At 68.4% G+C, this 11899-nt stretch carries 12 protein-coding genes; 2 read left to right on the top strand and 10 right to left on the bottom strand.

The genetic code is table 11. The features are described from left to right. Positions 1-7: 7 nt before the first annotated feature. From rpsO to M7H19_RS14155, 7 genes are all read right to left on the bottom strand, one after another. Entirely contained in the window at positions 8-277 is a 270-nt protein-coding gene (gene rpsO / locus M7H19_RS14185; protein ID WP_298181458.1) for a 30S ribosomal protein S15, read from the bottom strand. Positions 278-398: 121 nt separating this feature from the next. Then, a complete protein-coding gene (gene thpR / locus M7H19_RS14180; RefSeq protein ID WP_298181456.1) occupies positions 399-938 on the bottom strand; it encodes an RNA 2',3'-cyclic phosphodiesterase in 540 nt (179 codons plus the stop codon). Then, complete coding sequence (locus M7H19_RS14175) at positions 939-1418, bottom strand: helix-turn-helix transcriptional regulator (RefSeq protein ID WP_298181454.1); 480 nt, start codon at positions 1416-1418, stop codon at positions 939-941. It abuts the gene before it with no gap. A gap of 146 nt (positions 1419-1564) precedes the next feature. After that, entirely contained in the window at positions 1565-2524 is a 960-nt protein-coding gene (locus M7H19_RS14170) for a bifunctional riboflavin kinase/FAD synthetase (protein ID WP_298181451.1), read from the bottom strand. Between the two features lie 60 nt (positions 2525-2584). After that, a complete protein-coding gene (gene truB / locus M7H19_RS14165) occupies positions 2585-3472 on the bottom strand; it encodes a tRNA pseudouridine(55) synthase TruB (RefSeq protein WP_298181449.1) in 888 nt (295 codons plus the stop codon). 57 nt (positions 3473-3529) lie between these two features. Continuing rightward, a complete protein-coding gene (locus M7H19_RS14160; RefSeq protein ID WP_298181447.1) occupies positions 3530-4888 on the bottom strand; it encodes an MFS transporter in 1359 nt (452 codons plus the stop codon). 157 nt (positions 4889-5045) lie between these two features. After that, entirely contained in the window at positions 5046-6362 is a 1317-nt protein-coding gene (locus M7H19_RS14155) for an MATE family efflux transporter (RefSeq protein ID WP_298181445.1), read from the bottom strand. A 68-nt stretch (positions 6363-6430) separates the two neighbouring features. Between M7H19_RS14155 and M7H19_RS14150 the strand changes: the two genes are divergently transcribed. Both M7H19_RS14150 and M7H19_RS14145 read left to right on the top strand, forming a co-directional pair. Then, entirely contained in the window at positions 6431-7465 is a 1035-nt protein-coding gene (locus tag M7H19_RS14150) for an SAM-dependent methyltransferase (protein WP_298181443.1), read from the top strand. A gap of 102 nt (positions 7466-7567) precedes the next feature. Continuing rightward, a complete protein-coding gene (locus tag M7H19_RS14145; protein ID WP_298181432.1) occupies positions 7568-8074 on the top strand; it encodes an ATP-binding protein in 507 nt (168 codons plus the stop codon). Between the two features lie 97 nt (positions 8075-8171). On the opposite strand, the gene rbfA is transcribed toward M7H19_RS14145, so the two are convergent. Genes rbfA through infB form a run of 3 tightly spaced genes read right to left on the bottom strand, consistent with a single transcriptional unit; the run spans position 8172 to position 11856 of the window. Then, the gene (gene rbfA / locus M7H19_RS14140; RefSeq protein ID WP_298181429.1) at positions 8172-8636 is read right to left on the bottom strand and encodes a 30S ribosome-binding factor RbfA; all 465 of its coding nucleotides are present in this window, start codon (positions 8634-8636) and stop codon (positions 8172-8174) included. A 31-nt stretch (positions 8637-8667) separates the two neighbouring features. After that, positions 8668-8961, bottom strand: a complete 294-nt coding sequence (locus M7H19_RS14135) for a DUF503 domain-containing protein (protein WP_298181426.1) — start codon at positions 8959-8961, stop codon at positions 8668-8670. Positions 8962-9021: 60 nt separating this feature from the next. Further along, positions 9022-11856, bottom strand: a complete 2835-nt coding sequence (gene infB, locus M7H19_RS14130) for a translation initiation factor IF-2 (RefSeq protein WP_298181423.1) — start codon at positions 11854-11856, stop codon at positions 9022-9024. Between the last annotated feature and the right edge of the window lie 43 nt (positions 11857-11899).

The following is an 11899-nucleotide window of genomic DNA, read 5'->3' as shown; positions in this document are numbered from 1 at the left end:
GAGCCTGTCATCGGCGGAGGCCGAGTCGCTGAATCAGCGAACGGTACCGCGCGATATCCACTCGCATGAGGTAGTTGAGCAGTCGGCGACGACGGCCGACCAACAGCAACAGACCACGACGCGAATGGTGGTCCTGCTTGTGCACCTTGAGGTGCTCGGTGAGACCGGTGATCCGCTTCGTCAGCAGGGCCACCTGCGCCTCGGGCGATCCCGTGTCGGTCTCGTGCAGACCGTACTCGGACAGAATCGCCTTCTTCTCCTCGGTGGTCAGAGCCACGCGTTCACTCCTCGAACTTGTCCCGTGTCGTCATTGCTCGCAAGTACCGGCCGCCACGGACCACAGCCGGACTCATCTATCGAGCGTATCAGCAGCATCTCGCCACCGCGCTCGTACACGGTCATCCCGGCGCGTCGAGAGGGAACCGCTCGACCACGCTGTACCGGGGGCCGGCCCGGCGGCCGTCCTCGACCCGATCACTGCGGAACAACACCACCTCGGCGGCGGTCCACTCCGGGCTCTCGAACTCGGCGAGCCGGCGCCGCCACCGCTCGATCGCGTCGATCGCACCGGACGCCCTGCCCCGTGCCAACGTCAGATGGGGGTGAAACGGTCGCGTCTGCCCTTCCGGCCGGATCTCCTCGGCCACCTCGGTCAACCCGTGTTCCCGGACCCCGATCCACAGTACCCCGGAAAACGACCCCGCCCCCACCAAACGCACCGTGGGTGCGCTCAGCCCGGCCAGGCGAGGCCGCAGCCACGACACCCTGCCATCGGGGTCGTCCTTACCGTAGAAACCGAGCGTGATGTGCCACTGCGGAGTCTCGACCCAGCGCAGCGGACCTCGCTCGAGCAAGTGACGATCCAACTCCTCCCGCAGCGCCGAGACCACCTTCGGGGACGGCGTCACCGCGGCGAACAGCCGAGCCGGATCCGACATCTACTGCGTCTTCCCCGCCCTCCGTAGAAGATCGGCGATCGCGGGGAAGTCGGCGTCCAACCGTTCCGCGGCGTCGAGCAGGATCTCCTCTTCGGCGATCTCCCGTAGTGCCGCCAGTACGGCGGTCTCGTCGGGGCCGACGCCGACGGGGAAGTTATCCCTGTTCACCGTGGGACGGGAAGCCTTGACGTCCTCCAACGCCGCGCGGATGGCCTCCTTGCTGCCCGCCGCGACCTCCGGCGTCAGAACCTTGCGTTCGAGCATGATGAGCCGAGCCAGGACGACCGGGTTACCGATCTTCGCCCGCCGCCCACTCATCACCTGACTCAACATGGGCGCGCTGATACCCAGGACCTCGGCGAGATACGCCTGCGAGACGTCGAAAGCGACCACAAGCCTCCGCACGCGATCACCGAGCGGTTCGCCGTACCACTCGCGCTGCAACGCGATGTTCCGCTGGACGATCTTGTGGTCATCCACGGCTGAGCTTGCTCCCCTCCACGACCCCGACCGGCACATCACCGGCCTGTGCCAGCATCTTGTCAGGTCCGGTCGCCCAATGGGGCGAAACCGGCAAGGCGTTCGCATTCGCATCCGGCTCGGACGCGCTCATACGCGATGCGCTGTCACCGACGCAGAATCTCCCGCGTACGCGCCACGTCGTCGGCGATCTGCTCGACGAGCTTCTCGGGAGTGTCGAACGTGATCTGGCCTCGCAGCCGAGTGACGAAATCGAGGGCCACCTGTTGCCCGTAGAGGTCGGCGTCGAAGTCGAGCACGAACGCCTCCACGGTCCGCTCGCGGCCGGAGAAGGTCGGATTGGTACCGACGGACACAGCCGACGGCAACGGTTCCTGCTCATGCCCCTGACGGACGAACCAGCACGTGTACACGCCGTCGGCGGGAACGGCCGAATGCGGCGGCAGGGACAGGTTCGCGGTGGGGAAGCCGAGGTCGCGACCACGTCCCTCACCGCGCACGACGATGCCCTCCAGGCGGTGTGGTCTGCCGAGTGCCTCGGCCGCGGCGACCACGTCACCGGCGTCGATACACGACCGTACGTAGGTGGACGAGTAGGCGATCTCGGAGTTTCCACCGTCCTCAGGTACGGGACGCCCCTCCAACGTCGCCTCGTGCGCGGTGAACCCGAACCGCTTGCCGAGCGCTCGCAGGGTCTCCACAGTGCCCTCGGCCTTGTGGCCGAACCGGAAGTCCTCCCCGACGATGACGGTGGCGGCGTGCAGCCGGTCGACGAGGATCTCGCGGACAAACTCCTCGGGAGAAAGCCGCGAGAGTTCCGGGGTGAACGGCAGCACGGCGAAAACGTCGATACCGAGCTGCTCCACCAGCTCGGCCTTGCGGGTGAGCGTCGTGAGCTGAGCGGGGCGACTTCCCGGGCGCACCACCTCCGTCGGATGCGGGTCGAAGGTGAGCATCACGCTGGGCAGGCCCCGCTGCCGAGCCGTTCTCACCGTCTGGCCGATCAGCGCCTGATGCCCTTTATGCACGCCGTCGAACACGCCGATCGTGACCACGCACCGGCCCCAGTCGCCGGGAAGGTCCGCCACACCACGCCATCGCTGCACGTGGTGCAGGGTATCCCGCCCGACACCGGTCTTTCTCCGGAGGGCATGGCCGCGGAGTTCTCAGGCGGGGTCGAGGACGACCACGGGCTTGGCCACCCGGCCGGTGTCCTGCGCCAGAGCGAGCACGCGACCTTCGGGGCCGAACACGCCGTAGGTGCCGTCGATTCCGGCCGCGGGAATGCGCTGCCCGTGTCGGATCGCGTTCGCGACAGGGGCGTCGACGTCGGCACGGGGGAACGCGGCCGCCACGGCCTCGGCCAGTCTCAACGACAGCCCCGGAGCACGTTCGACGTCGTCGAGGGAGCGGGCCCGCGCCAGGGTGAAGGGGCCCACCGACGTGCGTCGCAACGCCGCGAGATGGCCACCGACCCCGAGCGCCGCGCCCAGGTCGCGCGCCAATGCCCGCACGTACGTGCCCGACGAACAGTCCACCATCACGTCGAGCTCCACCCGTTCACCCTCCCGTCGGGTGGCGAGCAAGTCGAACCGATGCACTGTGACGGGCCGGGCGAGCAGATCGACCTCCTCCCCCGCTCGCACACGGGCGTAGGCGCGTTTGCCGTCCACCTTCACCGCACTCACCGCGCTGGGCTTTTGCAGGATGTCGCCCGTCAGGGCCGTGATCTCCGCGGCGATGTCGGAGTCCTCCACGCGGGAGGCATCGGTACGCGACGTGGTCTCCCCCTCGGCATCGTCGGTGGTGGTGGAGGAGCCGAGGACGATCGTGGCGAGGTAGGTCTTGCGATCCAGCGCCAGGTGCCCGAGCAGTTTCGTGGCGCGCTCCACGCCCAACACGAGCACCCCGGTGGCCATCGGGTCGAGGGTTCCCGCGTGTCCGATCTTGCGGGTGCGCAGGAAGCGGCGGGCCTTGGCGACCACGTCGTGCGAGGTCATCCCGCCGGGCTTGTCGACGATCAACAGTCCGGGGGGTGGGGCTTGGGCAGACACGCTCGCACTGTAACCGCCGCCCGGTGGCACCCGGTCACCGACGGCGGTCGGGGCCGTTCACGCCGACGTCGATACGCGTCCCGAAGCGACGGCAGCGGAGTCGGCGGAGTCAGCGGAGTCCCAGCTGTGCCTGCGCAGCTGCACGGGCACCGACTCGCCCCTTTCCTCGGCTGCGAACACGGCCGCACGGGTCCGCAACCACCACACGCTGATCCGCCACGCCCCGAAAACGAGTACGACCACCATCGTCGACAGCGCGAGCCGGTAGTTACCGCCCGTGGCCTCCAGCAGAACGCCGATCAGCAGGGACACCACCGTGGTGGCCACGAACCCGCCGACGTTGACGATCCCGGTGGCGGTACCGACCCGCGGCAACGGGTTGTAATCCCGCGCCAACGCGAACCCGATCGTGGAGAACGGTCCTCCCAGCGACAGGACGGCGAACGCGGGGATCAGCACGGCCACGGGCAGTCGTCCCGGCCAGCTCAACAACACCACCCACGTGACGCCGGTGGCCGCGAGGTAGGTCAGGACAAGCGGTATCCGCAGCTCGGGCCTACGCCCGACGAACCCTCCGAGTATCGGGCCACTGACCATCGCGCCGATCACGAACACCATCAGCAGGGAGCTGGCCGTCGTGGCCGAGTAACCCTGACCGTCCACGAGGAAAGGCACACCCCACAGCAGCACCATGACGTTCTGGGCAAACGGCGCGGAGAAGTGGGTCCAGAAACCGAGTCGGGTCCCCGGCACCCGCAATGCGACACGCAGCTGTGCGAACACCTCGGAGACCGACGCCGTGGGCGCCGCAGCGGTTCGAGCGGTGGGCGTGTCACGGACCTGCAGTGTCACCACGACGGTGAAAGCGAGAGTCACCAACCCGGCGACCAGGAAGGTGGGTGTCCAGCCAGGCCCCGCGAGCAACAACGTCAGCGGCAGGGTGGCGGCGAGGTTACCCACGAACCCGAGCGCGCCGGTCAACGCTGTGACCAGCATGTACTGCCGGCCGGGGAAATGGTTGGCCGCGAGTCGCAGCACGGAGACGAACGTGAGCGCGTCCCCGAGTCCGAGCACACCGCGCGCGACGAGCGCGACGGCGTAGGTGTGGGCCACCGCGAGCAGCACCTGCCCGAGCCCGAGGAAGAACAAGGCACCGAGGAGCACCCGACGCGGCCCGAAACGGTCGACCAACAACCCGGTGGGCACCTGCATGGCCGCGTACACACCGATCTGGAGGACGGTGAACGCGGACAGCGCAGCGGAACCGACTCCGAATCGTTCAGCGGCGTCGAGGCCCGCGACCCCGAGCGACGTGCGGTGGAAAACCGCGAGAACGTAGACGAAAGCCGCGGTCAACCAGATCAACCACGCCCTCGAAGACGTGGAAGGCGAGGTCGTGGTAGGCCGGGACGACAAAAAATCTCCTCCCCAGTGCTGACGGCGGTAGTGTGAGCGGCGTCGAAGGACACGGAAGACGGCCGAGGGCACCACGCCGATGGGGCCCTGTTAGTTGTATCGCCTAAGCATCTTCGATACTTACCCGTGATCTTCGTGTGATTGCCCACACTCGCGCTCACGTCCGAACAGCACCCATCACGGCCCAGCCTCCCGACCGCCATCGGGCCAGCACGAACCCCATACGCAACACCATGAACAACGACAGGCCGGTCCAGATACCGGCGAGCCCCCAGCCGGACGCCAACGACAACCAGGTCAACGGCAGGTAGCCGAGCACGGCACTGCCGAGCGTGGCGTTACGGAGGAACCTGGCATCGCCCGCGCCGAGGAGCACGCCGTCCAGTGCGAACACCACTCCCGCGACCGGTTGCAACGCGACGAAGAACCACCACGCGTGAGGAATGGCGGCGAGCACACCCGCGTCGGTGGTGAACAGCGTCGGCAGCACCGGGTAGGCAGCGGCGAACACCACTCCCAGCACACAGCCGAAGACGAGCCCGTAGGAGGTGATCTGCGAGGCGATGCCGCGAGCACGTCGGGAGTCGCGCGCACCGAGTGCCGCGCCGATCAACGACTGCGCGGCGATGGCCACCGAATCCAGCACCAGTGACAGGAACGTCCACAGCTGCCACACCACCTGGTGGGCGCCGACGGCCTCGGTGGACGTGCGGGCCGCCACGGTCGTCGCCGACAGGAAGCAGGCCTGGAACGCCAGGCTGCGGAGAACGAGGTCGCGGCCGAGCCGCAGCTGCGCCCACATCACCGAGGGCCGTGGGCGCCGGAAGACGCCCTCGCGGACCAGTGCCCGGAGGAACAGACTCGCCGACACCGTCTGGGCCACCACGTTGGCGACGGCCGAGCCCTCCAGCCCCCAGCCCACCGGATACACGAGTACGGGACACAGCACGGCCGACAGCGCGTTACCCGCGAGGACGTACCGCAACGGGCGCGCGGCGTCCTGAACACCGCGCATCCAGCCGTTACCGGCCATCGTGACGAGGATCATCGGCGTGCCGCACAGGGCGATGCGCAGCCACGACACCGTCTGCTCCGCCACGTCCGGGTCACCCGACATCAGTCTGGCGACCGGTTCGGCCACGAGCTGTCCCACGGCCAGCACCACGAGCCCGACGGCGAGCGCCAGCCACGTGGCCTGCACGCCCTCCCCCACGGCATCGGCGCGCCGGCCCGCACCGTGCAGACGCGCCGTACGCGACGTGGTCCCGTAGGACAGGAAGGTCAGCTGCGTGGACACCAGCGACAACAGAGTGCCGCCGAGAGCGAGTCCCGCCAGCGGCAGCGCACCCAGATGGCCGACTACGGCCGTGTCCACCAGGACATAGAGAGGTTCGGCTGCCAGCACACCCAGCGCGGGAACGGCGAGCCGCCACACCTCACGGGCGGGCACACGTTGCGGCATCAGGTCGGTCACGTCGGGCCAGCGTAATCAATAGAGCGTCGGCTAAGGCCGTGCTTCGGCTCGGCTAAGCTGATTCGACAATGCCCGAGTACGCGATTCTCATCCTTCCCTCCGCCAACCGCGTCTACACCGACACCGCGCCCGAGCTGGTCAGAGCAGAGCTGTCGGCGTTCGCGTCCACGTTGGTGTCGGCCTCCCTGACCGGAACGGACGTCCGGGAGATCGGCGGCGTCGACTACGTCACCCTGACCACCGACCGGCCGTTGAACGACAGCGACATCGAGACGTTGTCGAACGTGTCGTCGGCGTACGCGCTGTTCGAGGTGACCGGCGAGCTGCTGCGCCCCCTGCCGATGACGCCCGTGGCGCGATTCGACTCCGACCTGCTCACCATTCAGAAGTACCCGGGCAAGACCAACGAACAGTTCACCCAACTCCTTGTGAACCTGACGGTGCTCGCGTCCCGATGGGCGTCCGACCCGTTCGGCCGGGCCCTGCACGTGCTCGATCCGCTGTGCGGTCGGGGCACCGTGTTGAACCAGGCGATGATGTACGGCTTCCATGCCACGGGCATCGAGGTCGCGGCCAAGGATTTCGACGCCTACGAGCGGTTCATCAAGACGTGGCTGCGAAGCAAGCGCCTCAAGCACACGGCACAGTCCGGGGTGTTACGACGCAACAAGGTGCGGCTGGGGCAACGGCTCGACATCGAGTACGGCGCCACCAAGGAGGAGTACAAGGCGGGTGACACCCGCCGACTCACCTACTACAACACCGACACGTTGCGCACCGACGAGCTCCTCCGCCCCGAGTCGGTGGACCTGATCGCGACGGACGCGCCGTACGGCGTGCAACACGGCAGCCGCGCACAGGACGACTCCCTGGCTCGCAGCCCCTACGAACTGCTCGCCGCTGCCATCCCGGTGTGGACTCGCGTGCTGCGTCCGGGTGGCGCGATGGGCATCTCCTACAACACCTACGTACTGGCGCGCGAGAAACTCGTCGATCTCCTCGACCGCGCGGGACTCACCGTGGTCACCGGCCCCGGCTACGACGACCTCAAACACCGGGTCGACCACGCCATCGTGCGCGACGTGGTCATCGCCCGGAAATGACCGTCACTCGGCGCGAAGGACCTGTGCCGGGCGTGACCGCCCTCGACGTTCGGCCTGCGAAGGGCGGGGTACGGATTCCGGCCCGGCGGGTAGACGACATCGGTGTATCCGATCGCCACGGTCACCGTCCTGATCGGCGCGCCCGGTGCGGGCAAGTCCACCGTGGCCCGTTCCCTGGCGGCCGATGGGATCGCCGTGTTGTCGTTGGACGAAGCACGCGCCATCCGCGGTGAGCACGAAGGCGACCAGAGGGCCACTCCCGCCGCCTTCGCCTACGTCGCACAGCATCTTCACGAGAATCTGGCCGCCGCTCGACCGGTAGCGATCGACGGCACGGGCGCCCGTCGCCGCGATCGCGTCCGCTGGCTACGTCTCGCCGGAGAACACGGCGCTCCCGCCACGGCCTTGGTCGTGTGGGCCCCACTGGACGTCTGTCTGGAACGCAACGCCGCCCGGCCCGAACATCGGCACGTGCCGGAACACGTCGTCACGCGCATGTGGAACACCATCGACGGACTCGGCGATGACGAGCTGGTGGACGAGGGATTCAGCCGGGTCGACCGCGTCACGACCGCCCTGGCACAGGACCTCGGTGATGATGCGGAGTAGCCGAGGCCCCGCGTCATCGACCGCTCACCCGGCGAGGGACCTGAAGGCCGCGCTCGCCAGGACGAACGAGAACGCAGAACCGCGGAACCGCAGGACCTCAGCGCTGCTCGTCCGTGTCCTCGTCCTCGTCCGTCTCCTTCACCCGATACGGATCAGCCTCACCCGCGGGTTTGGCTCCCGTGGCCCGTCGTGCTACCTCCGCATCGGCTTCCCTGGCCTTCGCCAACAGCTCGTCGATGTGCCGGGCATCCTGCGGCAACTGATCCGGCACGAACGTCAACGTCGGCGTGTAACGCACACCGGTGCCCTGCCCGACCTTCGTCCGAAGCACACCACGCGCCGATTCCAAAGCGGCGGCGGCGCCCGCGAAGTCCGGTGCGTCGTCGAGACTGTCCCCCAGCACCGTGTAATACACCGTCGCGTCGCGCAGATCACCCGTCACCCTGGCGTCGGTCACGGTCACGTTGCCCAATCGAGGGTCCTTGATCTCGTGCTCCAACGCGGAAGCGACGATCTGGGCGATCCGCTTGGCCAGCCTTCGTGCGCGAGCCCGATCAGCCACGACGCACCCCCTTTTCTCCGCCTACCATGCTCTAATCATCCGGGCCGAACAGCCGCCGGTGCGCGGACAACAGCTCGATCTCCGGGCGCTCCGCGACGAGACGCTCACACGCGTCCAGTATGTCCCGAACATGAGCGCCGTCAGCGGCCACCGTCGCCACGCCGAGCAGCGACCGCCGATACAGATCCTGGTGGCCCACCTCGGCCACGGCCACCTCGTACCGCTTGCGTAGCTCGGCGAGGATCGGGCGCACCGCGGAGCGCTTCTGCTTCAGCGACCGTACGTCGCCGAGCAGCACATCCAATTCCAACGTGCCGACGAACATCGGTGTCGTCCCTGCTGATGACGGTGGCCGGGCGAGTTTCCCCACCCGGCCACCGACTCATCACTCGCGCGGCTTCTCGCGGAGCTCGTACGTCTCGATCACGTCACCGACCTTGATGTCGGAGAACTTGCCGAGCGTGAGACCGCATTCGAAGCCCTCGCGGACCTCCACGACGTCGTCCTTGAACCGCCGCAGCGAGCTGACCGGCAGGTTCTCGGAGACCACCACACCGTCGCGCAACAGGCGTGCCTTGGAGTTGCGTCGAATCTCGCCCGAGGTGACCAGGCAACCCGCGATGGTGCCGACCTTCGAGGACTTGAACACCTCGCGGACCTCGGCACTACCGAGGTCGACCTCCTCGTACACCGGCTTGAGCATGCCCTTCAGGGCGCGCTCGATCTCCTCGATCGCTTGGTAGATCACCGTGTAGTAGCGGACGTCGACACCCTCGCGCGTGGCACGCTCGGTCGCCTTGCCCTGCGCACGCACGTTGTACCCGATCACGATGGCATCGGACGCCGTGGCGAGGTCGATGTCGCTCTCGGTGACACCACCCACGCCGCGGTGGACGATGTTGAGCTCCACCTCGTCGCCGACGTCGATCTGCATCAGGGACGCCTCGAGCGCCTCGACGGTACCCGAGTTGTCGCCCTTGATGATCAGGTTGAGGGTGTTGGTCTCCTTCAGCGCGGAGTCCAGGTCCTCCAGGCTGACGCGCTTGCGCCTGGCGGCGTTCTCGGCGTTGCGGATACGGGCCTGACGGCGCTCGGCGATCTGCCGGGCCACCCGGTCCTCCTCGACGACGAGGAACGTGTCACCGGCCCTCGGTACCGAGGTGAAGCCGATGACCTGGACCGGCCGCGACGGGGTCGCCTCGGTGACGTCCCGGTTGTACTCGTCCACCATGCGCCGCACTCGACCGTAGGCGTCACCGGCGACGACCGAGTCGCCCATCCGCAGGGTTCCGCGCTGCACCAGCACCGTCGCCACCGGACCACGACCCCGGTCGAGGTGCGCCTCGATGGCCACACCCTGGGCCTCCATGTCCGGGTTCGCCCGCAGGTCCAGCGCCGCGTCGGCGGTCAACACGATCGCTTCGAGCAGCCCGTCGATGTTCGTGCCCTGCTTGGCCGAGATGTCGACGAACATCGTGTCGCCGCCGTACTCCTCGGCCACCAGGTTGTACTCGGTGAGCTGCTGGCGGACCTTCGCCGGGTTCGCACCCTCGACGTCGATCTTGTTGACCGCGACCACGATGGGCGCCTTGGCGGCCTGCGCGTGGTTGATCGCCTCCACCGTCTGCGGCATCACACCGTCGTCGGCCGCGACCACGATCACAGCGATGTCGGTGGCCTGCGCACCACGGGCACGCATGGCGGTGAACGCCTCGTGACCCGGGGTGTCGATGAAGGTGATGACGCGCTGTTCGCCGTCGACCTCCGTCTCGACCTGGTAGGCACCGATGTGCTGGGTGATGCCACCGGCCTCGGCCTCGCCGACCTTCGTCTGCCGGATGGTGTCCAGCAGGCGGGTCTTACCGTGGTCGACGTGACCCATGACGGTCACCACCGGCGGCCTGGCCTGCAGGTCCTCCTCGCTGCCGACGTCCTCACCGTAGGTGATGTCGAACGCCTCGAGCAGTTCGCGGTCCTCCTCCTCGGGGCTGACCACCTGGACCTTGTAGTTCATCTCCGAGCCGAGCAGTTCCAGCACGTCCTCGGAGACGGACTGCGTGGCGGTGACCATCTCACCGAGGTGGAACAGCACCTGCACCAGCGAGCCCGGGTTCGCGTTGATCTTCTCCGCGAAGTCGGTCAACGACGCCCCGCGCGGCAGCCGGATGGTCTCGCCGTTGCCCTTGGGCAGACGCACGCCGCCGACCGACGGCGCCTGCATGTTCTCCATGTACTCCTGGCGCTTCTGCCGCTTCGACTTGCGGCCCTTGCGCGAAGGACCACCCGGACGTCCGAAGGCACCAGCGGTTCCACCACGACCACCGGGTCCACCGCGACCGCCGCGGAAACCGCCGCCACCGGGACCACCGCGGAAACCGCCGCCACCGGGACCACCGCCCGGTCCGCCACGGAAGCCCCCACCGGTACGGGGAGCGCCACCGCGACCACCAGGACCGCCACCGCGGCCACCGGGTCCACCACCGCGACCACCGGGACCACCGGCCGGGCGCGGCGGACGCGACGGCATCATGCCGGGGTTCGGACGCGGCGGCATGTTGCCGGGGTGCGGCCGGCTGCCACCGGGAGCGCCGCCCCTGGAGCCGCCCGGACGCTCGCCGCCAGGACGGGGACCACGGTCACCCTGCTGTCCACCACCGGGACGCGGGGGCGCGGGACGCGGAGCCGGAGCCCCGGAGCCCACACCGAACGGGTTGTTGCCGACACGCGGCGGGCGCGGGCCGGGCTTCGGACCGGGCTTCGGACCCTGCGGCTTCGGCGGAACGACGGAACCCTGCTGGTCCTTCGGGGTCGCCTTCGCCGCCGGAGCCTGCTCACCCGGCTTGGGAGTCGGCCCAGGCCTCGGCCCGGGCTTCGGAGCCGGACGCGGTCCCGGCTTCGGAACCGGGGGCTGCTCGGACTTCGCAGGAGCCTGCTGCGCCTGAGGCTGCGGCGGCGCCGGCTTCGGCGCGGGCGCAGCGGCCTCACCACGCCTCGGCGGTGTCGGCTTCGCACCCGAGGGTTTGTCCTTGCCGGACGCCTTCTCGGCCTCCTGGCCGTCCTTACTCGCAAACGCGTTACGCAACCGTCGGGCGACGGGCGCCTCGACGGTGGATGACGCGGATTTCACAAACTCGCCCTGCTCCTTCAGCTTGGCGAGTACTTCCTTGCTCGTGACACCGAGCTCTTTCGCGAGCTCATGTACGCGGGCTTTGCCTGCCACTGCTCTCCTCAACTGATGAGGTCTGGCGGCGCAACCCGCAGAC

Origin of the sequence: Saccharomonospora sp. (assembly GCF_027317685.1) — a bacterium.
In the GTDB taxonomy this organism is placed as follows: domain Bacteria; phylum Actinomycetota; class Actinomycetes; order Mycobacteriales; family Pseudonocardiaceae; genus Saccharomonospora.
The sequence above is the reverse complement of the archived record's forward strand: the minus strand, read 5'-3'. Positions and strand labels throughout refer to the sequence as shown.